26 protein-coding genes are annotated in these 22772 nt (G+C 60.3%); 16 read left to right on the top strand and 10 right to left on the bottom strand.

Annotated features, from left to right (window positions below):
- Positions 1–46 precede the first annotated feature (46 nt).
- From ffh to V7747_RS02250, 11 genes are all read left to right on the top strand, one after another.
- Positions 47–1459: a signal recognition particle protein gene (ffh, locus tag V7747_RS02300; RefSeq protein ID WP_335614439.1), complete on the top strand. Its 1413-nt coding sequence runs from the start codon at positions 47–49 to the stop codon at positions 1457–1459.
- A gap of 149 nt (positions 1460–1608) precedes the next feature.
- Positions 1609–1857, top strand: a complete 249-nt coding sequence (rpsP, locus tag V7747_RS02295; protein ID WP_092287943.1) for a 30S ribosomal protein S16 — start codon at positions 1609–1611, stop codon at positions 1855–1857.
- A 2-nt stretch (positions 1858–1859) separates the two neighbouring features.
- Positions 1860–2402 carry a ribosome maturation factor RimM gene (gene rimM / locus V7747_RS02290; RefSeq protein WP_335614438.1) on the top strand — a complete coding sequence of 181 codons (543 nt, stop codon included), beginning with the start codon at positions 1860–1862 and terminating at the stop codon, positions 2400–2402.
- Positions 2403–2405: 3 nt separating this feature from the next.
- Positions 2406–3155, top strand: coding sequence for a tRNA (guanosine(37)-N1)-methyltransferase TrmD (gene trmD / locus V7747_RS02285; protein ID WP_335614437.1), 750 nt, complete (start codon positions 2406–2408; stop codon positions 3153–3155).
- 32 nt (positions 3156–3187) lie between these two features.
- The gene (gene rplS / locus V7747_RS02280) at positions 3188–3535 is read left to right on the top strand and encodes a 50S ribosomal protein L19 (RefSeq protein WP_088273285.1); all 348 of its coding nucleotides are present in this window, start codon (positions 3188–3190) and stop codon (positions 3533–3535) included.
- A 92-nt stretch (positions 3536–3627) separates the two neighbouring features.
- Positions 3628–4548, top strand: coding sequence for a site-specific tyrosine recombinase XerD (gene xerD / locus V7747_RS02275; RefSeq protein ID WP_335614476.1), 921 nt, complete (start codon positions 3628–3630; stop codon positions 4546–4548).
- A gap of 47 nt (positions 4549–4595) precedes the next feature.
- Positions 4596–5318: a bifunctional protein-disulfide isomerase/oxidoreductase DsbC gene (gene dsbC / locus V7747_RS02270; RefSeq protein ID WP_335614436.1), complete on the top strand. Its 723-nt coding sequence runs from the start codon at positions 4596–4598 to the stop codon at positions 5316–5318.
- Positions 5319–5389: 71 nt separating this feature from the next.
- Positions 5390–6694, top strand: coding sequence for a homoserine dehydrogenase (locus V7747_RS02265; RefSeq protein WP_335614435.1), 1305 nt, complete (start codon positions 5390–5392; stop codon positions 6692–6694).
- Between the two features lie 101 nt (positions 6695–6795).
- Positions 6796–8205 (top strand): threonine synthase, encoded by a 1410-nt coding sequence (gene thrC, locus V7747_RS02260; protein ID WP_335614434.1) that lies wholly within the window; start codon positions 6796–6798, stop codon positions 8203–8205.
- 51 nt (positions 8206–8256) lie between these two features.
- Entirely contained in the window at positions 8257–8841 is a 585-nt protein-coding gene (locus V7747_RS02255) for an exopolysaccharide biosynthesis protein (RefSeq protein WP_335614433.1), read from the top strand.
- Between the two features lie 60 nt (positions 8842–8901).
- Positions 8902–9333, top strand: a complete 432-nt coding sequence (locus tag V7747_RS02250; protein ID WP_335614432.1) for a CopD family protein — start codon at positions 8902–8904, stop codon at positions 9331–9333.
- A gap of 8 nt (positions 9334–9341) precedes the next feature.
- Here V7747_RS02250 and V7747_RS02245 read toward each other — a convergent pair whose 3' ends face one another.
- Positions 9342–9848 carry a DUF2231 domain-containing protein gene (locus V7747_RS02245; protein ID WP_335614431.1) on the bottom strand — a complete coding sequence of 169 codons (507 nt, stop codon included), beginning with the start codon at positions 9846–9848 and terminating at the stop codon, positions 9342–9344.
- Positions 9849–9968: 120 nt separating this feature from the next.
- Here V7747_RS02245 and coxB point away from each other — a divergent pair, with 120 nt between their 5' ends.
- From coxB to V7747_RS02225, 4 genes are read left to right on the top strand one after another with little or no spacing between them, the layout of a single operon-like run.
- Entirely contained in the window at positions 9969–10604 is a 636-nt protein-coding gene (gene coxB, locus V7747_RS02240; protein ID WP_335614430.1) for a cytochrome c oxidase subunit II, read from the top strand.
- Entirely contained in the window at positions 10597–13113 is a 2517-nt protein-coding gene (gene ctaD, locus V7747_RS02235; RefSeq protein ID WP_335614429.1) for a cytochrome c oxidase subunit I, read from the top strand. The genes coxB and ctaD overlap by 8 nt, the downstream gene beginning before the upstream one ends.
- Positions 13113–13466, top strand: a complete 354-nt coding sequence (locus V7747_RS02230) for a hypothetical protein (RefSeq protein WP_335614428.1) — start codon at positions 13113–13115, stop codon at positions 13464–13466. The genes ctaD and V7747_RS02230 overlap by 1 nt, the downstream gene beginning before the upstream one ends.
- The gene (locus V7747_RS02225; protein ID WP_335614427.1) at positions 13463–14263 is read left to right on the top strand and encodes a cytochrome c oxidase assembly protein; all 801 of its coding nucleotides are present in this window, start codon (positions 13463–13465) and stop codon (positions 14261–14263) included. Before V7747_RS02230 ends, V7747_RS02225 begins: the two co-directional genes overlap by 4 nt.
- Before the next feature lie 19 nt (positions 14264–14282).
- On the opposite strand, the gene V7747_RS02220 is transcribed toward V7747_RS02225, so the two are convergent.
- Both V7747_RS02220 and V7747_RS02215 read right to left on the bottom strand, forming a co-directional pair.
- On the bottom strand, positions 14283–14708 hold the full coding sequence (locus tag V7747_RS02220) for an organic hydroperoxide resistance protein (RefSeq protein ID WP_335614426.1): 426 nt from the start codon (positions 14706–14708) through the stop codon (positions 14283–14285).
- 145 nt (positions 14709–14853) lie between these two features.
- Positions 14854–15318: a MarR family winged helix-turn-helix transcriptional regulator gene (locus tag V7747_RS02215; RefSeq protein ID WP_335614425.1), complete on the bottom strand. Its 465-nt coding sequence runs from the start codon at positions 15316–15318 to the stop codon at positions 14854–14856.
- A 152-nt stretch (positions 15319–15470) separates the two neighbouring features.
- Between V7747_RS02215 and V7747_RS02210 the strand changes: the two genes are divergently transcribed.
- Positions 15471–16346, top strand: coding sequence for a carboxylate/amino acid/amine transporter (locus tag V7747_RS02210; protein WP_335614424.1), 876 nt, complete (start codon positions 15471–15473; stop codon positions 16344–16346).
- 3 nt (positions 16347–16349) lie between these two features.
- Here V7747_RS02210 and ypfJ read toward each other — a convergent pair whose 3' ends face one another.
- The 7 genes from ypfJ to V7747_RS02175 all read right to left on the bottom strand — a co-directional run bounded on the left by ypfJ (position 16350) and on the right by V7747_RS02175 (position 22621).
- Positions 16350–17258, bottom strand: a complete 909-nt coding sequence (gene ypfJ, locus V7747_RS02205; protein ID WP_335614423.1) for a KPN_02809 family neutral zinc metallopeptidase — start codon at positions 17256–17258, stop codon at positions 16350–16352.
- 99 nt (positions 17259–17357) lie between these two features.
- A complete protein-coding gene (locus V7747_RS02200; protein ID WP_335614422.1) occupies positions 17358–18191 on the bottom strand; it encodes a CHAD domain-containing protein in 834 nt (277 codons plus the stop codon).
- A gap of 43 nt (positions 18192–18234) precedes the next feature.
- A complete protein-coding gene (locus V7747_RS02195; protein ID WP_335614421.1) occupies positions 18235–19656 on the bottom strand; it encodes an MATE family efflux transporter in 1422 nt (473 codons plus the stop codon).
- A gap of 126 nt (positions 19657–19782) precedes the next feature.
- Positions 19783–20604, bottom strand: a complete 822-nt coding sequence (locus tag V7747_RS02190; protein WP_335614420.1) for a LysR family transcriptional regulator — start codon at positions 20602–20604, stop codon at positions 19783–19785.
- A 2-nt stretch (positions 20605–20606) separates the two neighbouring features.
- Positions 20607–21500: an MBL fold metallo-hydrolase gene (locus V7747_RS02185; protein ID WP_335614419.1), complete on the bottom strand. Its 894-nt coding sequence runs from the start codon at positions 21498–21500 to the stop codon at positions 20607–20609.
- A gap of 147 nt (positions 21501–21647) precedes the next feature.
- Complete coding sequence (locus V7747_RS02180; protein ID WP_335614418.1) at positions 21648–22346, bottom strand: PspA/IM30 family protein; 699 nt, start codon at positions 22344–22346, stop codon at positions 21648–21650.
- 5 nt (positions 22347–22351) lie between these two features.
- Positions 22352–22621 carry a YiaA/YiaB family inner membrane protein gene (locus V7747_RS02175; RefSeq protein ID WP_335614417.1) on the bottom strand — a complete coding sequence of 90 codons (270 nt, stop codon included), beginning with the start codon at positions 22619–22621 and terminating at the stop codon, positions 22352–22354.
- Positions 22622–22772: the final 151 nt, after the last annotated feature.

Here is a 22772-nt window from a genome sequence, read left to right as displayed (position 1 = left end):
TGCTTCGCCCCTGCGGCGGGGGTCGAGAAGCTCAGGAGAGTTAGAGATGTTCGAGAATCTTACCGAGCGCCTGTCACACAGCCTGCGTGGCGTGACCGGTCAGGCCAAACTCACAGAAGACAATATCAAGGACACCCTGCGCGAAGTGCGCATGGCGCTGCTTGAGGCAGACGTGGCGCTGCCCGTGGTCAAGACCTTCGTCGATCAGGTGCGCGAGCGTGCTGTTGGTCATGAGGTGTCGCGCAGCCTGTCGCCGGGGCAGGTGTTCGTCAAGATCGTCAAGTCCGAGCTGGAAGCCGTCATGGGGCAGACCGAAGGTCTGAACCTGGCCGTGTCGCCGCCGGCGGTGATTCTGATGGCCGGTCTGCAAGGCGCAGGTAAGACCACCAGTGTGGCCAAGCTGGCCAAGACGCTGCGTGAGCGCGAAAAGAAAAAGGTCATGGTGGTCAGCGTCGACGTTTACCGTCCGGCGGCCATCAAGCAGCTGGAAACCCTCGCGGGTGAAGTCGATGTAACCTTCTTCCCGTCTGATCTTGAGCAGAAGCCGGTTGCCATCGTCGAGGCGGCGTTGCGCGAAGCCAAAAACCGGTTTATGGATGTGCTGATCGTCGATACCGCCGGTCGTTTGCACGTCGATGCTGAGATGATGGCCGAGATCAAGCAGGTGCACGCAGCGGCCAAGCCGGCGGAAACCCTGTTTGTGGTTGACGCCATGACCGGTCAGGACGCAGCCAATACCGCTCAGGCGTTTAACGAGGCGCTGCCGCTGACCGGGGTGATTCTCACCAAGGTTGACGGTGATGCCCGCGGCGGTGCGGCGCTCTCGGTGCGGCATATCACCGGCAAGCCGATCAAGTTTCTCGGTATGGGGGAGAAGGTCGACGCCCTTGAGGTGTTCCACCCTGATCGTGTGGCCTCGCGGATTCTCGGCATGGGCGATGTGCTCAGCCTGATCGAGCAGGCTGAGCAGAAGCTCGACAAGGACAAGGCCGAGAAACTGGCCAAGAAGCTGAAGAAGGGCAAGGGCTTCGATCTCGAAGACTTCCGTGATCAGCTGCAACAGATGAACAGCATGGGCGGCCTCGGCTCGATGATGGAAAAGCTGCCGATGATGGGCGGCAAGCTCAACGCAGCGCAGATGGAAACCGCGCAGACCGAAGCAACCAAGCAGTTCAAGCGCATGGAGGCAATCATCAACTCGATGACGCCGGCCGAGCGCCGTAACCCCGACATCATCAGCGGCTCGCGCAAGCGCCGCATCGCCGCGGGCTCCGGCTCGCAGATTCAGGACATCGGGCGGGTGCTCAAGCAGCATAAGCAGATGCAGAAGATGATGAAAAAAGTCAGCGGCAAGGGCGGTATGGCCAAGCTGATGCGCGGTATGGGTGGCATGGGCGGCGGCGGTATGGGCGGCGGTGGTGGGATGCTGCCGCCCGGCGGCGGTATGCCCCGATTCTGAGCTGTTCAGGCTTTAATCAAAAAAGAGTTTTCATCGGTCGCGATATTCCGTAGAATACGCGACCTTTCGGGCTATAGGTGTATGCATAATTGCTGCGCTGCCCGTGATGAATTTTGTAGCGTTACTCAAACACAGGAAATAATGTCCACATGGTAACCATTCGTCTTGCTCGTGGTGGCTCCAAGAAGCGCCCCTTCTATCATTTGACTGTTGCCAACAGCCGTAACGCCCGTGACGGTCGTTTTGTTGAGCGCGTTGGTTTCTTCAACCCGGTTGCTGCCGGTGCCGAAGTGCGTCTGTCGGTCAATGAAGAGCGTGTTCAGTACTGGCTGGGTCAAGGCGCACAGCCTTCCGAGCGCGTTGCTGCTCTGCTGAAGGAAGCTCAGGCCGCTGCCTGAATATGACTGCTGCTCCTGAATCGACAGAATCACCACGGGTGATTCTCGGCAAGATTGTTTCGGTTCAAGGGCTGCGCGGGGCGGTTAAGGTTTATTCGCATACCGACCCGCTGGACAATGTGCTGGATTACGCCGAATGGACCCTCACCAGAGGTTCCGAGCAGCGCACAGTGTCCGTTCTCGGTGGTCGCCTTCAGGGGCGCGTGCTGATCGTTCAGCTCAAGGGTGTGAACGATCGCAATCAGGCCGAGGAACTGGTTGATTTCGAGATCAGTGTCGAGGCCGAGGCCTTGCCCGAACTCGAGTCAGGCGAGTTTTACTGGTACCAGCTGGAAGGCTTGCAGGTAATCAACCTGGAAGGCCAGCTGTTTGGCAAGGTAGATCACTTGCTGGAAACCGGTTCCAACGACGTCATGGTGGTCAAGCCCTGCGCAGGCAGTATTGACCAGCGTGAGCGGTTGTTGCCCTACTTGCCGGGCCAGTTTGTATTGAATATTGATCTGGATGCTGCGGTGATTCAGGTCGACTGGGATCCGGAGTTCTGACCGGTGTGGGCCGGTGTAGTAACCCTGTTTCCCGAGATGTTTGCAGCGCTGACCGAGTCTGGGGTAACCGGGCGGGCCGTCAAGCGCGGACAGCTGGAAGTTGCTTTCAGTAATCCACGTGAGCATGCGCATGATCGTCACCGTACGGTAGATGATCGCCCCTTCGGCGGCGGCCCCGGCATGCTGATGAAGGTAGAGCCCTTGCTTGAGTCAATTGCGGCTATCAAGCAGCAGGCACCTTCGCCACCCCGGGTGATTTATTTATCACCGCAGGGGCAGCCACTCACTCAGAAACGGGTCGAGCAGCTGGCTGAACTGGACAGCCTGGTTTTGCTGTGCGGGCGCTACGAAGGTATCGACGAGCGCATCATTGAGCGCTGTGTCGATGAAGAGATTTCCATCGGTGACTACGTGTTGTCCGGTGGTGAACTGGGTGCCATGGTGCTCCTGGACGCGGTAACCCGCTTGATTCCCGGCGTACTGGGGCATGCGGATTCTGCGGTAGAAGATTCGTTTTCGGCGGGGTGGCTGGATTGCCCACACTACACTCGGCCGGAAGAGTTTGACGGGCAGCGCGTACCGGAGGTGCTGCTCAGCGGTAATCACGAACTGATCCGGCGCTGGCGTCTCAAGCAGTCTTTGGGAAGAACCTGGCAACGTCGGCCAGAGTTGCTCGAAGAGCTGGAGTTGAGCAAAGAACAGCAGAAGCTGTTGGCGGAATACGTCCGCGAACAGGAAACCGATAACCATTAACAGGTCCGACGGCCTGTGCAGGAGTAGCAACGATGTCCAATATTATTGCCCAGCTTGAAGCTGAACAGATGTCCAAGGAAATCCCCGCGTTCGCGCCGGGTGATACCGTAATCGTCCAGGTCAAGGTGAAGGAAGGCGATCGCTCGCGTCTGCAGGCCTTTGAAGGCGTGGTTATCGGTAAGCGTAACCGTGGTCTGAACTCTGCATTCACCGTTCGCAAGATCTCCAGCGGTGTTGGCGTTGAGCGTACTTTCCAGACCTACTCGCCGCTGATCGACAGCATCTCTGTCAAGCGTCGCGGTGACGTACGCAAAGCCAAGCTGTACTACCTGCGTGCCCTGTCTGGTAAGGCAGCACGTATCAAGGAAAAGCTGTCCTGATCGGACGCCTTCCCCACAAAAAAGCAGCCTGAGGGCTGCTTTTTTGTGGGCGAGTGTTTTTAATGGCTATTCCCCCGCACAGTGAGCAGATCATGCCCGCAGACAGCTCCGCGCCGGTTGCACCGGCTGATCAGCAGTTGATTGCCGAGTTTCTCGACAGTCTGTGGCTGGAGCGCGGGTTGTCGAAGCATACCCTGAGCGCCTACCGCACCGACCTGAGCCTCTTGGCGGGGTGGCTGGGGCAGCGCCGCAGTGATCTGTTGCAGGCCTCGCGCGGTGATCTGATGGAGCATCTTGGCTGGCGTATTGCGCAGGGCTATCAGGCGCGTTCCAGTGCAAGGTTGCTGTCCTGCCTGCGCGGCTTCTATCGGCATCTGGTGCGCTTGGGGCGGCTCTCTGCCGACCCCACTCTGGATGTGGCCATGCCCAAGCTGGGCCGGCCGCTGCCCAAGGCCTTGAGCGAGCAAGATGTTGAGCGCCTGCTCGCGGCGCCGGATGTCGAGGACAGCCTGGGGCTGCGCGATCGCTGTATGCTGGAGGTGCTCTATGCCTGCGGCTTGCGGGTCAGTGAGCTGGTCGGGTTGCGGCTGGATCAGGTCAACCTGCGCCAGGGTATAGTGCGCATTACGGGCAAGGGCAACAAGGAAAGGTTGGTGCCGCTGGGTGAGGAGGCGATGCTCTGGCTGGAGCGCTATGTGCGCCTGGCGCGGCCTGCGCTGCTCGCCGGCAAGCCCAGTGATGTGGTATTCCCCAGTCGGTTGGCCCGTGAGATGACGCGGCAGACCTTCTGGCATCGGATCAAGTTGCATGCCCAGCAGGCGGGTATCAGTTCTGCGCTATCGCCGCACACCCTGCGGCATGCCTTTGCGACGCACCTGCTTAACCATGGTGCGGATTTGCGGGTGGTGCAGATGCTGTTGGGACACAGTGACCTGTCGACTACACAAATCTACACACATATCGCCCGCCAGCGCCTGCGCGATATGCACGCAGAGCACCATCCGCGTGGGTGACGAGGATGTTTCATGATAAGCTTTGCCGTCTTCTAGAGGATCGGATTATGCGACTGAGATACGGCGTGACCTGCCTGCTCGCCCTGTGGGGTTCGCACGCGATGGCAGATACCCAGACTGCAATTACCGACGGTCTGGCGAAACTCAAATTTGATGTGCCGGTAACAGCCGTGGCGGAAACCCCCGTGGAAGGCTTGTACCAGGTGCAGCTGGAAACCGGTCGGGTGCTCTATGCCAGCGCCGACGGCAAGTATTTCATGCAGGGCACGCTGATCGAAGTCAACGACGGTCAGCCGCGTAACCTGACATCGGCCGCAGAAGCACGTGGTATTGGTCAGGTGCTCGGTAAGGTCGAGACCAAGGATATGGTGGTCTTTGCCCCAGAGCAGCCCAAGACCCATATAACCGTCTTTACCGATGTGGATTGCGGCTACTGCCGCAAACTGCACAGTGAAGTGGAGCAGCTCAACGACCTGGGCATTGAAGTGCGCTACATGGCCTTCCCGCGTGGTGGGATGCAGTCGCCGGCGGCACAGGTGATGCAGTCGGTATGGTGTGCGGACGACCGCCAAAAGGCCATGACGTCGGCCAAGCAGGGTAAAAGTGTGGAAGACAAGACGTGCGCCAACCCGGTAGCTCAGGAGTATCAGCTGGGTCAGCAGCTGGGTGTGCAGGGCACCCCGGCCATCTTTCTCGCCAACGGCGTGATGATTCCAGGCTACCAGCCGGCCGAGCAGTTGGCAGCGCTGGCGCTGGAAAACAAAGAGTAATAACGGCACCGGCGGCGTTGCCGTCGAGTGGCCAATCCTATTCGAACAGACAATCAAGTGGGGACCAACGTTTGAAACCGGTCAAAGTAGGCATCTGTGGTTTGGGCACCGTCGGCGGTGGAACCTTTAACGTCCTGCAGCGCAATGCGGCGGAAATTGCCCGCCGCGCGGGGCGTGGTATTGATGTGGCGCAGATTGCGACCCGTCACCCGAACCCGGCCTGCAACATTGGCGTTACGCCAACCACGGACGATGTGTTCGAGGTGGTCAATAACCCCGAGATCGATATCGTCGTCGAGCTGATCGGTGGCTACACCTTGGCCAAGGACGTAGTCATGGGCGCCATCGCCAACGGCAAGCACGTGGTTACCGCCAACAAGGCGCTGATCGCCGTGCATGGCAACGAGATCTTTGCCGCTGCCAGCGAGAAGGGCGTGATGGTCGCGTTCGAGGCTTCGGTCGCTGGCGGCATTCCGATCATCAAGGCGCTGCGTGAAGGCCTGGCGGCCAACCAGATTGACTGGGTGGCCGGCATCATCAATGGCACTGGCAATTTCATCCTCACCGAGATGCGCGACAAGGGCCGCACCTTTGAAGATGTACTTGCCGAAGCGCAGGCGCTTGGCTATGCCGAAGCGGACCCGACTTTCGACGTGGAGGGCATCGATGCAGCCCACAAGTTGACCATTCTGGCGTCCATCGCCTTTGGCATACCGCTGCAGTTCGACAAGGCCTACACCGAAGGCATTACCAAGCTGACCACCGCTGATGTGAATTACGCTGAAGCCCTGGGCTATCGCATCAAGCATCTGGGCGTGGCGCGTCGTACCGGCAATGGTGTGGAGCTGCGCGTGCATCCCACTTTGATTCCTGCGGACCGTTTGCTGGCCAACGTTAACGGCGTGATGAACGCGGTCATGGTCAATGGCGATGCCGTAGGTTCGACCCTGTATTACGGTGCGGGCGCCGGTGCCGAGCCGACCGCCTCTGCGGTGGTGGCTGATATTATCGACGTGGTCCGGACGCTAACCACCGACCCGAATAACCGCGTGCCGCATCTAGCGTTCCAGGCCAATGCGCTGTCGGACCTGCCGGTGCTTCCAGTTGAACAGGTAGAGACTGCTTACTACTTGCGTTTGCAGGCCAAGGATCGTCCTGGGGTACTGGCCAAGGTGGCGACCATTCTGTCGGAGCGTGGCATCAATATCGAATCCATCATGCAGAAGGAAGCGGAAGAGCAGGACGGCCTGGTGCCGATCATTTTGCTGACGCACCGTGTGCATGAGCGTGACATGAATGTTGCCATCGCGGCACTGGAAGCACTGGATGATATCGCCGGCCCGTTGATGCGGGTGCGGGTAGAACAACTGAACTAAATCAGCGGCAAGCCGCAAGCCGCAAGCCGCAAGGGATTCCTGTAGGGAGCTCTTGTTGCTTGTAGCTTGTTGTTTGTAGCTCAAGCCTAAGGTTTGTAGAAATGCGCTATATCAGCACTCGTGGCCAGGCTCCGGCCCTGAATTTTGAAGATGTTCTGCTGGCCGGTCTGGCCTCTGATGGCGGTCTTTATGTACCCGAGAACCTGCCGCGGTTTACCCAGGAGCAGATAGCCTCTTGGGCCGATCTGCCTTATCACGAACTGGCGTTCAACGTCATGCGTCCGTTCGTGACGGAGAGCATTCCGGACGCTGACTTCAAGCAGATTCTGCAGGAAACCTACGGCGTGTTTGCGCACAGTGCCGTGGCCCCACTGCGCCAGCTTGACAGCAACGAGTGGGTGCTCGAGCTGTTCCACGGTCCGACGCTGGCGTTCAAAGACTTTGCACTGCAACTGCTTGGCCGCCTGCTTGATTATTTCCTGCAGAAGCGGGGCGAGCGCGTAGTCATCATGGGCGCCACGTCCGGCGATACCGGCTCGGCAGCGATCGAAGGCTGCCGCCGCTGCGAGAACGTGGATATCTTCATCCTGCATCCGCATAACCGGGTGTCTGAGGTGCAGCGTCGTCAGATGACCACCATCATGGGCGAGAACATCCACAACATCGCCATCGAAGGCAACTTCGACGACTGCCAGGAAATGGTCAAGGCCAGCTTTGCCGATCAGGGCTTCCTCAAGGGTACTCGTCTGGTCGCGGTCAACTCGATCAACTGGGCGCGCATCATGGCGCAGATCGTTTACTACTTCCATGCGGCCCTGCAGTTGGGTGGCCCGGCGCGTTCCATTGCCTTCTCGGTACCGACCGGCAACTTCGGCGATATCTTTGCCGGTTACCTGGCGCGCAACATGGGCTTGCCTATCAGTCAGCTGGTGGTTGCGACCAACCGCAATGACATCCTGCATCGCTTCATGAGCGGTAACCAGTACAACAAGGACACCCTGCACCCCTCGCTATCACCGTCGATGGATATCATGGTGTCGTCCAACTTCGAGCGTCTGCTGTTCGACCTGCATGGGCGCAACGGCGCTCTGGTCGCTGAACTGCTGAATGAGTTCAAGCAGACCGGCAAACTGTCGGTAGCGGAAGACCGCTGGACCGAGGCGCGCAAGTTGTTCGACTCGCTGGCGGTGGATGATGAACAGACCTGCGCGACCATTGCCAAGGTCCATGCCGAGAGTGGTGAATTGCTGGATCCGCATACGGCCATTGGCGTGCACGCGGCGCGTGAATGCCGCCGTTCGTTGAGCACACCTATGGTGACGCTGGGCACCGCGCATCCGGTCAAATTCCCGGATGCGGTACGTGAAGCGGGCGTGGGCCAGGAACTGCACCTGCCGGCGCACTTGAGTGATCTGTTTGAGCGCGAGGAGCGCTGCACCGTACTGGACAATAGTCTGGCCGCGGTCCAGCAGTTTGTTGCTGCGCACGGCAATCGCGGCAAGCCGCTGTAGGGAATCTGACGGTCCGGAGCCTAGCTCCGGGCCGTTCAAGGAGTAGTGCCGGTGGCCAACTCACCACAGAATCTGGAACAGATGCTCGATCACATCGCCGGCTTGGACGGCGAGCAGCAGCGCATTTCTATGCGACAGGTGGTGGAGTCGGTGGGCAGCCGTTCTTTTGGTCCACTGCTGCTGGTGATGGGGGTCACGCTGTTTTCGCCACTCAGCGGCATACCCGGCATGGCAGTGTTTGCCGGCCTGTTTGTGATGCTGATTGCTGTACAGATGTTGCTGGGACGCAAGAATTTCTGGTTACCTGCGTTTATTCTTGATCGCTCGGTACCCGAGCAAAAGCTGGTCAAGGCGATCAACTGGGTTAAGCCGACAGCTCGCCGGATTGATCGCCTGATCAAGCCGCGGCTGAACTTTATGCTGCACCCTTCCTCTACCTATTTATTAGCTGGCTTATGCGTCGTGGTCGCGGCTGGCTTGCCCTTTCTTGAACTGGTCCCGTTTTCGTCCTCCATTGTTGGCCTGGCTCTGGCTATTCTGGGGTTGGCACTGGTGGCACGTGACGGTTTGCTGGTGTTGATTGCGGTTGCATTCATTCTGCTGGCGGGAGGCTTGCTGGCAGCCAAGCTGCTGTAGTTCGGGGTTTATCGGCCCGGGGCTGGAGTTCGCAAAAGCATACAAGGAGTTGTCTGAGCGATGCTCTGGATTCTTGTTCTGCATATTGCTGCGCTGCTTTTCTGGGGTGCCTGCCTGCTTTATTTGCCGGCATTGATCGCCGGGATCAGCCGCGATCAGGCAGCGATAGAAGACAATCCTGACCCTTTCGATTCCATTACCCGTTTCATTTTCACCCGTATCGCCACACCCGCTGCGCTATTGGCTATTGCGGCCGGGACTCTCTTGTTTGTCATTGACCATACTGTCACGCTTTGGTTGGTTGCCAAGTTGACGCTGGTGGTGGGGCTGGTTTTTGTGCACACGGGGCTGGGTTTGCTGGTACTCAGGCTGGAGGCGCGCAATGCCAAACCGGTCCGCACCTGGTGCTGGCTACTTGGGCTGACGGCCGCCGTGCTGATGGCATTGATCCTCTGGATAGTACTGGCCAAACCGCCGCTGGAGCTATTTTAATGCCGGGCTCAGGACTCCTTCGCCTGTTTGATCTTGCGATCACGAACCGCTCGTTCGGCGGTCTTCTCCGGCGCGACGCCCACCGCGTGATCGTAAACCAACTGCCCACCCAGGATACTGGCGAGCGCAATCAGCAGGCCACTGAGCAGCGACAGATACAGCCCCCAGGGCACAATGAGGGCTTCCGGCTGGCCCAGACGGCTGAGCCAGTTCAGCGTGGCCAGCGAGAGCAGCATTACGGCAAGGATGGCGTGGCACCAGGCGGTAATCAACCGACGTATCTGCTTCACGATCAGCAAATCCAGCAAGCCAATGCTGCCGGAAATCCAGCCGCCCAGTACGCCGATGCCCGCCAGCCAGAGGCTGGCGCGCGCCCAGAAAAAGTCGTTGGTCAGCGCGTAAGCGATATCGCTACCGATCAGCCCGAGCAAGGCAGCCACCGGGAAGTGAATCACCATAGGGTGCAAGGGGTGACCGGCAATCGCCATTTTGCTGATGATTGCAGCAGATGCCATCGGATTCTCCAACGTGTATACAGGCCGGGGCTGGACCGGCAAAAAGTAACCTTGGCTGGCAGAGTAGCAGGCGCACCGGCACTTGGCATCCTGTTGCTGTTGAGCGGCTGCGAGGGCCCCATGTCGACCCTGCAGCCGGCCGGACCCAGTGCCCAGGCTAGTGCCTGGTTGTGGTGGGGCATGTTTGCCTTCTTTTCACTGGTATTGATCGCGCTGGTGTGGCTGTGGATTCATGCAATGCGTCGCGACCCAGGGCAGGTGAGTGATCGTGAGGCGCAGCGGCTGCAGAACCGCTGGGTGGTCGGGGGCGGTCTGCTGTTGCCGATCGTTAGTATCAGTGTCGTGCTGGTGGTGGGTATTGCTCTGGGCCAGCGCATGCTGGTGCTGCCGCTGGAAGACGGGGAGCCGCTGCGTATTGAGGTGACTGCGCATCAGTGGTGGTGGGAGGTACGCTATCCCGATACCGGTGTGGTACTGAAAGATGAACTGCATATTCCTGCCGGACAACCGGTCGACCTGCAACTGATCAGCGACGATGTGGTGCACTCGTTCTGGGTGCCGCGTCTGGCCGGCAAGATGGACATGTTTCCCGGCCGCACCAATGTACTTCGGCTGGAAGCCGATGAGCCCGGGACCTATCACGGTATGTGCAGCGAGTTCTGCGGGGTAGGGCATGCGCGCATGCATTTTGTGGTTGAAGCTCACTTGCCGGCCGATTTCGAACTCTGGTTGCAGCAGGAGCAAGGCAATGACTGAACGTACCAACCAGCCCGCCGAAGAACTGCATGAAGAGCTGGAGCGCGTCTGGGGTAATCAGCCTGGCTGGCGCGCGGCATCGGCGGTCAATCACACTACCGTCGGGTTGCGGTTTGTAGTGACCGGGCTGGGCTTTTTTCTGGTGGGCGGTTTGCTGGCCATGCTGGTGCGCACGCAGCTGGCACTGCCCGAGCAGGATATTATCGGACCGGAGCTGTACAACCAGCTGTTTACCATGCACGGCACCGTGATGATGTTCCTGTTTGCCATTCCGGTGCTGGAAGGCGCTGCCATGTATCTGATACCCAAGATGATAGGGACCCGGGATCTGGTATTTCCGCGGCTCAGTGCGCTGGGTTACTACTGTTACCTGTTTGGCGGGCTGATCATTCTATCCAGTCTGGTTCTGCAGATAGCCCCCGACGCCGGCTGGTTCATGTACACGCCACTCAGCAACGCGGAGTTCTCGCCGGGCAAGGGCCCGGATTTCTGGCTGCTGGGTATTACCTTTGTCGAGATCTCGGCCATCTCGGCCGGGGTGGAGCTGGTGGTGTCGATTCTGCGGACGCGCGCCAACGGCATGGCGTTGAACAAGATGCCGATCTTCTGCTGGTACATACTGGCGATGGCGCTGATGATCATCTTCGGCTTTCCGCCGCTGATTCTCGGCAGCATCCTGCTGGAGCTGGAGCGTGCCGCCGGTTGGGTCTTTTTCGATGTGGCGGGTGGCGGTGATCCGTTGCTCTGGCAGCACCTGTTCTGGTTGTTCGGCCATCCTGAGGTCTACATCATCTTTCTACCCGCTGCGGGTATCGTCTCCACGCTGATTCCGGTCTTTGCGCAGCGTCCACTGGTGGGCTATCGCTGGATAGTGTTGGCGATTATCGTCATGGGGTTCATCAGTTTCGGTCTCTGGGTGCACCACATGTTCACCGTGGGCATTCCGCAGCTGGCGCTGGCGTTTTTCTCGATTGCCAGCATGCTGGTGGCTATCCCTACCGCCATTCAGATATTCGCCTGGCTGGCGACCTTGTGGACCGGCAAAGTCGCATTCCGTTTGCCCATGCTTTGGGTACTGGGGTTTCTGATCGTGTTTGTGGCGGGCGGGCTGACTGGGGTAATGCTGGCTCTGGTCCCGTTCAACTGGCAGGTCCATGACACGCACTTTGTGGTCGCCCATATGCACTATGTATTGGTGGGCGGCATGCTGTTTCCGTTACTGGCCGGGTTTTATTACTGGCTACCCCATGTGTCCGGGCGGATGCCCTCGGATACCCTGGGTCTTTGGGGTTTCTGGCTGTTCTTTGGTGGCTTCAATCTGACCTTCTTGCTGATGCACCTGACCGGGCTACTGGGGATGCCGCGGCGGGTGTATACCTACGATGCCGAGATGGGCTGGGGGTGGCTGAACCTGCTGTCGTCGGTTGGGGGATTTGTCATGGCCATCGGGGTGGCGGTGATCATTCTGGATATCACGCTGCACTTCCGCTTTGGCCGCAAGGCAGCCTGCAACCCCTGGAACGCCGATACCCTGGAGTGGGCAACCCCGATGCCGGCCAGTGCCTACAATTTTGCCAGCCTGCCCGATATCGACACCCGGCATCCGATGTGGGAGCACCCGGATCTACCGCACACCATCGAGCAGGGGCACCATGGTCTGAGTGAGGTGATGTACGAGCGGCGGGATATCTTTGGCTCGGATGCCATTACCGGCAAGGTGCGTGAAGTAATTCACTTGCCGACCAACTCCTGGCTGCCCCTGCAAACCGCAGCCGTGATAGCGGTGGTTTGTATCAGTCTGTTGGTCAAGGCCTATCCGTTGGCGTTGGCGGCCAGCCTGGGCGTGCTGTTTTTCGCACTGCGTTGGAGCTGGCATAACGGCGCACATCCGGTGGCCTCGCCCTGGCGTGACGATGATCCGGTCGATCCACCGCTGCACTCGCGCACCTTCGATGGGCCGGGTCTGTGGGGCATGGTGGTGAGTCTGATGGCCAATGGCACCCTTTACGTGTCGCTGTTGTTTGGCTGGTTCTATTTGTGGACAGCGGCGCCGCAGTGGTCGATGCCCGCGCAAGCGCCGATCAGTCTGGCGCCCTTGCTTGCCAGCGGCGTGGCGCTATCGCTGGCTGTACTGGTCTATCGCCGAAGCGTTGCGCAATTGCGCGATGGCAGTGATGCGCGGTTGCAACCCTTGCTCTGGATAGCGGCGGGACTAGGGGCACTGCACTTTGCGCTGCTGGTGTGGGTGCTGATATCAGCGCCGCTGACACCGGGTGACCTGGCGCATGATGCGGTGCTCACCGTCATGCTTTATTACTTGCTGCTGCATGGCGGCCTGGCGTCGATTTTTACCGCGTTGCAGGCAATGCGCGTCCGAATCGGCTATGTCAGCTTGCGCTTGCCCTATGAGCCTGTGGTGGTGCAGCCGTTCTGGATTTACACGCTTGGCGTGTTCTGGATGAGTTTTGCAGCCTTCGTCTTGCTGCCGATGGTATGGGGGGCTGGTTGATGTCGCCTTGGCTGCCACTACATCCGGCCCAACTGGTGTTTGGGCTGGTGATCTGGAGTGGCTGGTTTGTGCTGCTGTACGGCGGTCTGTCGGTTGCCTGCGAGCTGATCCCGCCAGCGGAAGAACGCGGCGCCATGACCTGGCTGAATGGTTTGATTTTACTACTTGGCGCGGCAGTGGCTGTGCTCCTGCTTTGGCTTGCCAGGCGCTGCTGGCGGGCGGCACCGGCCACCGATCAGGGCACTGACAGCGGCCGCTTTGTGGCGCGCATTGCTGCGGCTGTTTATCTGACTTCGGCACTGGCCGCGTTCGCCCTGACCTTGCCCAGCGTTGTTATGGCGCCCTGTCTATGATGCTGCGCCTTGGCCTGACTTTACTGATGCTGGTTGCGCCGACGGCCTGGGCGCACAGCCCGGTTTCGGGTGGCGGACAGGAGCAGTTGGCGGCGCTGCTGAGTGCGCTGGTGCTGGTGGCGGTCTGGGTGGTTTATCTTGTGGGTGCCTGGCGGGTGCGCCCGGCATGGTTGTCACTGGGGTTATTCAGCCTGAGTGTGCTGCTGGCGTTTTCTGCCGTGCTGGGACCACTGGACGCCTGGGCGGAGACCAGCACCAGCTGGCATATGGTGCAGCACATGCTCTTTATGGTGGTGATAGCGCCCTTGTTTGTCCTGGCTCGTCCCCTGCCCCAGATGGCCGCCGGAGGAGCGCGTGCCGGGTCGCTGATCTGGAATCCGTTGCTGCGCCTTGCCCAGCATCCGATGCTGGCCGCCTATCTGCACGGGTTGGTGATCTGGTTCTGGCATGTGCCGCGCTTCTATGTGCTGGCGCTGGATAATCCCTGGTGGCACGTGTTCGAGCACGCCTGCTTTTTGCTGACGGCGGGGCTGTTCTGGTGGGCGGTGTTGAAAAGTAGCCCCCGTCGAGTGCATTGGGCGCTGTTTGCGCTGCTGTTTACCCTGATGCATACCGGGTTTCTTGGTGCCATGCTGACCTTTGCCCAGTCGTCGCTTTACGGACCGGAGCGCGCGTTGGCGGATCAGCAACTGGCTGGCATGATCATGTGGGTGCTGGGGGCCTTTCCCTATCTGCTGGCGTCCGCCTGGATAGGTTATCGCTGGTATCGACAGGTGCAGGTTCGGCTCAACCGCTGAGCCGAACCTGCTCTGAAGATCAGACGTGCGTCAGGGTAACGTCGATGTTGCCGCGGGTCGCGTTGGAGTAGGGGCAAACCTCGTGTGCGCTATCGATCAACTGTCTGGCTTGTGCGTCATCCATGCCGGGCAGGCTGATGCGCAGTTCCACTTCAATGCCGAAACCGTTCGGAATTTGGCCAATACCCACTACACCTTCAACGGACGCATCTGCTGGCATTGCCAGCTTGTCGCGACCGGCAACAAACTTCATGGCGCCGATAAAGCAGGCCGAGTACCCTGCGGCAAACAGCTGTTCGGGATTGGTGCCCTTGCCGCCCGCGCCGCCCAGCTCCTTGGGTGTGGTCAGCTCGACGTCGAGCACACCGTCGGATGAAATGGCGCGGCCGTCGCGGCCGCCGGTGGCTTCAGCGTAAGCACGGTACACAACGTTTTCTACGGACATGGTGGTTCTCCTTGTTTGTATTGCGCAAAATATTTGCGCGCTAATTAATTGCAGAGATTAGCCGTAGTTTGTTTTGCGCGCAAGATAAAATCTTGAATTATGGATAGGCGGTGGGTTGTCGCTTGTCGGATCAGTAGTTGGAGGGTCAGCCGTCGCTGCCGTTCAAGCTACGCTGCAGGGATTGGCGCAGATCAAGCAGCTGATTGCGCAGCGCAACCAGCTGATCCAGAGACTGGTCGGAAGCTTCGACAATGCAGCGAGGCACAGCTTTGGCGCGTTGCTTGAGGGCCTCGCCGGCGGGCGTCAGGAACAACTCGACCACGCGTTCATCCTGGTTGCTACGCTGGCGTTTGAGCAGGCCTTCGGCCTCCAGCCGCTTGAGCAGAGGCGTGAGTGAACCAGGGTCGGTGAGCAGACGCTTGCTGATTTCACCAACGGTAATGCCATCGGCTTCCCACAGCACCAGCATCGCCAGGTACTGCGGATAGGTCAGCGACAGCTCCTTGAGCAGCGGCTTGTAAACCTTGGTCATCAGTAGCGAGGTGGAATGCAGGGCGAAGCACAGCTGGTTGTCGAGCATGAGTTCAGGGCAGGCTTGTGGCTTCGGCATTGGGGTGTCCTGATGGTGTAAAGAGGCGTGCGGGGCAAAATTTTAGCGCGCAAATAGTCTGGCAGATAGGTATCTGCCCGGCAAGCTGGCGATATCCTCTGAGCTCAAGCTGGCTTGCCGGTATACTCGCGTCTTTTGTCTGACGAGATGCCATGCCTTTTCTTATTGCGGTTACCCTGCTGTGGGCGCTGTCTTTCAGCTTGATTGGTGAATACCTGGCGGGACAGGTCGACAGCTACTTTGCCGTGCTCACCCGTACAGCGCTGGCCAGTCTGCTGTTTCTGCCCTTGCTGCGCCTGCGCGTCTTGCCCCGGCCAATGATCGGCGGCCTCCTGCTGGTCGGTGCGCTGCAGTTCGGCGTCACCTACATTTGCCTCTATCTCTCTTTCGAGTTCATCTCTGTACCCGAGGTATTGCTGTTCACCATCTTCACGCCGCTGCATATCGCCTTGGTGGATAACCTGATTCGCCGGCGTTTCAGTCTAGGGCCGCTGGTCGCAGCCAGTATCGCGGTGGTGGGCGCGGGTATCATCCGCTACGACGGTTTGAGCGATAGCTATGTACGTGGTTTTCTGATCATGCAGTTGGCCAACCTCACCTTTGCTGCCGGGCAGGTAGGCTACGCGCACATGGTGCGCCGTTACCAGCTGCCGGCGCGGGTGCAGTGGCAGGGTTTTGGCTTGTTTTTTATTGGCGCTTTCATGGTGGTACTGCCAGCCTGGTTGTTGCTGGGTGATCACAGCCGCCTGCCGCACACCAGCCTGCAGTGGGGCGTACTGGGCTGGTTGGGGCTGGTGGCCTCGGGCTTGGGGTTCTTCTTCTGGAATCGCGGCGCGGCACAGGTCGATGCCGGCACGCTGGGGGTGATGAATAACGCCCTGGTGCCCGCTGGGCTGGTGGTCAACCTGGTGATCTGGAACCACGACGCTGATCTTGCGCGATTGGCCGCCGGCTCGGTGGTGATCGGCCTGTCGCTATGGGTCAATGCCCGTTGGGACCGCTGGCGCGGGACGCTGCAGCGGTCCTGATGGCTACTTGGCCGCGGCCGCAAAGGTATCGCAGGCGGCTACCTGGCCAGATTCGAAGCCGCGCTTGAACCAGCGTACGCGCTGCGCCGAACTTCCGTGGGTAAAGCTGTCGGGCACTACATCCTGCCCGGCCTGGCGCTGCAGGCGATCATCGCCAATGGCTGAGGCGGCGGTAAGCGCTTCTTCCAGATCATCAGGGTCAAGTAGTTGTCGCTGGTTGTCGGCGTGGTAACCCCAGACGCCGGCAAAGCAATCGGCCTGCAGCTCCTGCTTCACCGACAGAGCGTTAACCGTGGGCTGCGACTTGCCGGCGCCGGCCTGGCGCACCTGTTGGCTGATACCCAGCAGATTCTGCACGTGATGCCCGACCTCGTGGGCGATCACGTAGGCCTGGGCGAAGTCGCCGGGTGCGCCCAGCTGCTGGCGCATATCGTTGAAGAACGAGAGGTCGAGATAGACCTGATTGTCACCGGGGCAGTAGAAAGGCCCCACCGCCGAGCTGGCGGTGCCGCAGGCTGAGTTCACCCGGTTGGAAAACAGCACCAGGCGTGGCTCCTGATAAGTCTTACCGGCTGCGCTGAAGAGCTGGTGCCAAGTGGTCTCAGTGTCGGCCAGCACGACGGAGACGAACTGCGCCAGCTCCTGTTCCTCGGGACTCATCTCGCGCTGACTCTGGCTGACGCTTTGGGTGCCGCCACCGAGCAGCATGGGTAGCAGGTCGATGCCGAGCATCTTGCCGCCGAAAATCACTACCGCGCCGAGAATCAGCACGATGCGCCCGGTCTTGCTGCGCAGCATCATCGGTAGAAAGCGCACCAGCAGCAGAGCCGCGCCGCCACCGCTGGCGCGCTGCACGTCCTGCCCACGACGATCTTCCACGTTGCTGCTCTGTCTTCTGCCGCGCCAATCCATTGCTCTGCTCCTGCACTTAGTCGGGGGAGACGATATTGCACAGCATAGCTGGCTGGGCGCAAAGCAAAAATTGGCTTCTGCCGGCAATGCCGGATCGGTTCAACAGTCCAGCGGCACGTGCGGCTGTTGATACAACTGCTCAAACAATTGCCTGGCGTGCTCCTTGTCGGCGTGTTTTTGCTCTGCCAGTGCGGCCAATACGTGCGTTACAGCGCTGCTCAGTTCCGGGCGTTGCGCAGCGCTTGCCTGCAGGCTGTCTTCCAGCACGCAGTGGTCCTGAAACAGGCCCAACCGCTCGCCCAGCTGTTTGAGTAGCTCGATGCTGGCTTTGGCGGCCTTGCGGTTACACAGTAGCTGCGCCTGATAGAGGTAGTACTTGCTCCACTTGCGGCACTGGTGATAAGTCTCGTCTTCACCGCCGCCGTGGGCTTCCAGCGCCAGAGCGCGGGCGCGTCTGTAGGTGTAGTCCAGCCCCTTGGCCGGGTCCTTGCGGTGGTTGAGCTTCAACTTGGCTTGCCAGTCGGCCAGTATCTCGGCAAAGCCTTGGTGCGGGTCCTGTGGCGAGACCTGGCTGCTGCTCGCACTGGTTTCTGCAGCAAGGTAGGCAAACAAGGGCTGTGCTTCGGCTTGTTGCTGGGGCGGCAGGCAGGTGATCAGCCGCCCCAGCGTTTTCTCCTGTACGTGGGCGTCGCGCAGGCCAGCGTAGGAGGCGGCCAGCTGCTTGAGGCCTTGCTCGACCTGCTTGATGTCTGCCTTGGCGCAGCCGGGACGATAGAGCTGCAGCAGGGCACGCAGCTTTTTGCTGCACACGCGGATGGCGTGAATATCCTCATCGCTGGGCGTCGCACCGGCTGGCAGGGCTTTGAGCGCCTTGCGCACCTGCTTGCGGGCGGCCTGGAAAATAGCATCGGTTTTATCGGCGGAGTGTTTCATGTCGGTAGTCTAGCCGAGCCAGCTTGCAAACAGATGACCTGGCTCAACGATAACCTTCCTCGCTCAGGGCTTCGTCAGTCACCTTGACGGTCTGGCGCTCGTCTTCGGTCAGGCGTGTGCTCTTCCAACTGCCGCGGGCGAACCAGCACAGCGAAATGACCGCGACCAGAATGTTGGTGATCGGGAATGACCACCAGATACCCTCGGCGCCCAGCGTAGTGTGTTTGGACAGCACATAAGCGAGCGGAAATTGCAGCATCCATTGGGTCACCAGCGCGATGACCATGGCGCTGACCATGTTGCCAGAGGCCCGGAATGCGGCTACCACGCACAGCTGAATGCCAATACCGCCCCAGGCCAGCGCCATGATGCGGATAAAACGCGCGCCTTCGCTGATCACGCCAGCGTCGCCCGGTACGAAGAAGGCGACAATCTGAGGTGCCACTGCATAGACCAGCAGGCCCACCAGACTCAGGCCGATAAACGCGTAGAGTGCGGCCAGCTGGGTAATCTTGCTGGCCCGCTGCACGTTGCCTGCGCCCATGTTCTGCCCCACCAGGGTCGAAACCGCCATCGACAGGCCCATGGCGGGAATGGTGATGACCTGCAGTATGTTGGAGCCGATGCCGTAGGCGGCGATGGTCAGGGTGCCGAAACTGGCCACCAGAAAGGACATTACCATCAGCCCCAGCCCTCGCGTCGACAGCTCCACCGAGCCGGGGAAGCCGAGAAAGAAGGCTTTGCGAATATAGACCATATCCGGCTTCAGCCCGCGCCAGGCCAGCTGTATGCCGTGGCGCCCCCGCAGAAAAATGAGCAGTCCGATGCTCGCAGCAATGGCCTGGGTAGTGAGCGTTGCCATGGCCGCGCCCATCACGCCGTGGCCCGGCAGCGGGCCCCAGCCAAAGATGAACAGCGGGTCGAGGCCAAAATTGAGAATCACCGTGCCCAGCACGATCAGCAGCGGCACTCGTGTCTGGCCCACACCACGCATCAGCGACTGAAACATGATGTAGATGAAGACGAAGATGACGCCGATAAAAGACACCCGCATAAACCCCAGCGCCCCGGCGTAGACCGCCTCGGTCACCCCCAACAGGCGCAGCAGGTGGGGTGCCAGCGCAAAGCCGATGGCGCCCAGCACAATCGAGGTAATGGTCACCATCAGCATGGTCTGGGCGGCTACGTGATTGACCAGATCCGGTCGCCCGGCGCCCATGTATTGCGCAGTCAGGGTTGCGCCGGCCATCGCCAGCCCGGAGCCCATGGCAATCACCAGAAAGGTGACCGGCATACTGACCGATACCGCCGCCACCGCATCTGCGCCGAGCCGCCCGACCCAAAAGGCGTCGGTCAACTGATAGCCCGATTGCAGGATATTGGCGAGCATGATCGGCACCGCTAGCGTGAGCAGTGCACGGGGGATGGAGCCGGTAAGGAAAAGTTGCTGGCGGTGGCTGGGCATGCGGTCCTCTGGGCGGGTTACAGGCAAGGCCAGGCGACCATGCAACCCATGGACCCCAGCATAGCTGTATCCGTTCCGCTTTTCCGCTGGCTTGGCTGGTCAGCGCGTGGGGTGAGCAGGGACGATCTACTGCAGCCCAAGCGCCTGTGCCACGCCAGCGTCAATGTCCTCACGCAGAGCGACGCCGAGTTGCCTGCCCAGCAGCTCTGCTGGCACCAACCCTTGCAGGCTGTGCGCTTGGATGTCGGCAGGCAGGCCTTCGGTATCGTCGCTCAGCGCCATCACGGTTACCCCCTGCTGGTGCTGAACCAGGCTCATGGCGAGATCTTCGGTATCGACCTGCAGTAGGCAGTGCTCGGACAGCTGCGGCAGGCGGCTGAGCAGGGCGGCGCGTTGCTCGCAGTCGAGCCGGTCGATCCACGGGTAGTCGAGCGCTGCCTCTAGGGCCAGCGGCTGCGGTAGCGGCCAGCCGCGTGGCGCCAGCAAGTGGTATTGCTGATCCAGCAGGCTGACGAAACGATAGCCGGCCGGCACACGGCGCGCGCTGGTCAGCCAGAGCGCGGGTGGCTGTTGCGGTTGGCTGCGTACTTCCAGTTGGTGGTCTGGCAGGCTGCGGCTGAGCAGTTGAACCAGCCAGGCGCTATCGCGGCTGGCCAGCTCACGGTGAATGCCCAACTGCAGCGGGCTGCGACGGCGCTGCTTGAAGCGTGCCTCGACCTGCTCGGCATTGCGCAGCAACTGCCGCGCCTGCTGATGAAAGTCGCGGCCGGCCGGGGTCAGGCTTACGCCCCTGCGGCTGCGGCTGAACAGCCGCAGGGCAAACTCCGCTTCCAGTTGCGCTACGGCATTGGAAATGGAGGGTTGAGCCACATGGCAATGCTCGGCGGCGGCGGTGATGCTGCCCAGCTCTGCCGCTGCGCAGAAGTAGCGCAGGCTGCGCAAATCCATGGTCAGTCCTCGAATTGTGGAAACTGAGCCAGTTGCCGGGCGACCTCTTCATCGTGGGCCGGCACAATCAGCAGATCGGGTTGCTGCTGGTGCAACTGGTGAATCTGCTGCAGCACGTGGGCATTGGCCTCACGGTCACTGTCGACGTGTGCAATCCATTGCACAAACAGTGGGCGCGAGCGGTTCTGCGCCACGCCGCGCAGGGTCCAGCTGGTATCGCCAATAAAGAACAGGCGACGGCCTGAGTCGAGGTTGACGAACAGCCCCACCTGCCCGGCGGTATGGCCGCTAAGCTCGACTACCACCAGGCGCTGATCGTCAAACAGGTCCAGGCTGCGGGCAAAGCCCATATAGGGGGTGTCGCTCAATTGCAGCCTTTGCCACTCGCGCGTGCCTTGCAGATGCTCTGGTAGAAACGCCGGACGCTGCCCGTGCTCGCGGGCTTCCTGCAGGCCGCTGGGTAGCACTTTGACGGGCGTGTCAGGGAAGTCGGGCAGACCGCCAAGGTGATCCCAGTGCAGATGGCTGGGCAGGATAAAGTCGATATCACCGGCCTGATAGCCGGCCCGCTCCAGCTGATCCAGCGCCGGGTCAAGTTGTTCGTAGGCCAGCAGTTTGCGGTTGAGCCAGCTGTTGGCGGCGAAGGCGTGGTCGATCTCACGGCCAAGTCCGGTATCGAAGAGAAAGCGGCCCTGCGGGTGGTCGACCAGCAGCGCCGGGTGCACCAGCTTGCGCTCGATAGACCAGCGCCCACCGCTAACGGTAAAGGCCTCGGGTGAGCCCGCCGAGTGTGCGGTAATCAGCAGCGCGATGCGCAGGTGTTGCGGTCGTTCTGCGGCTTGGCTTGTGCTGCCGAGTAGCAGAGCGAAGAAGGTGAGCGCGATCAGGCGTTTCATGGCGTGGCTGTCCTGGTTGAGATGAAGGCATACTCTGGCAGCCGTTAAAGCATAGGTTAAATAGTGTTTTTTGAGTATTGATCAATAAAAAACCGAGGTAAGGGCTGTGCCTTGCCTCGGTTGCCTGCTTGACGCGGGCGGGGTGCCTTAGTTGCTGCTTGCCTGTCGGTTGCGTAGGCGGGCCAGTACCTGGCCGGCGTCGCTATCGCCGGTGTTGATGCCGGCCTGCTGCAATCTGAGGTCGAGGGCGCTGCCGTCGTCTTCCTGTTGCAGTTCGCGTAGAGCGCTGTCCACATCGCTGAAGTGGTGCTGTTGCTGGCGGATGCGCTGCAGTGAACTGGCCAGGTCGCCCAACTGGGCGTGTAGACCCTGAGTATGGCCGCCCAGGTTGCGCAGCACCTGTTCGGCATTGCGGTTGGCACGCGCCAGTTGCCATTCCCGACGGTATTGCTGATGGCTGTGTGCGGCGTCGCGCAGGTGCTGTCGCAGGCTGTCTTCCTGGCGTGTCAAGTGCTCGGCCTGCTGCCGCTGTTGCTGCAACTGGTTCTCGTGCGCGGCTATCCACTCGGCCAGCTCGTAGGCCAGGCCCGCTTCGCCTTTTTCCAATGCCTGGCTGGCCTGTTCTTCGCGTTGGGCCAGTTCTTCGCCAAGCTGCTGGTTGCTGCGTTGTAGCTGCTTGCCGGTGGCCATCAGGCTGGCCAGCTCGCGCTTGGCGCGCAGCATGGCTTGCTCGGTGTCGCGCAGCTCCTGCTCCATGATGCGCAGGGCATTGGCATCGACCAGCTGTTCCAGAGGCTCCTGTGCGCCAGCACGGAAGAGGGTGCCTACCTTTCGCCAGATCGTCATGGTAATTACTCCGTGTATTCTTTCAGCAGTTGTTGGGCGCGGGCGTCGGAAATGCGGTTGTAGATGCGCTTGCCCTCATGTTCGTCGCGCAGCGTCTTCGACAGGGTGATGGTGGTGCTCACCAGAAAGAGCGCGCAGACCGCCATATACCCCTTCACCAACAGATCGGTAGGGGAGAAGACCACGCCGGCGCCGGTGGCCAGCAGTGCCACGGCAAAGGACACCTTGACGAAGAATATCCAGCCGCTGGAGTTGCTGTTGATCTCATTTTCCATCGCTTGCTACCTCGCATTGATTGAGCGCGGCAGGTTGGTCGCCGCTGGAAAGCAATCTGCGTTAATTGCTACCTGGAGGCGAGATAAACCGCAAAAGTTGCAATTTCAGGTGCTGTAGGTATTACTGGGCGCTACCTTTCTTTGTCACTCT

It is taken from the genome of Halopseudomonas sp., assembly GCF_036960865.1.
GTDB lineage: Bacteria > Pseudomonadota > Gammaproteobacteria > Pseudomonadales > Pseudomonadaceae > Halopseudomonas.
The sequence above is the reverse complement of the archived record's forward strand: the minus strand, read 5'-3'. Positions and strand labels throughout refer to the sequence as shown.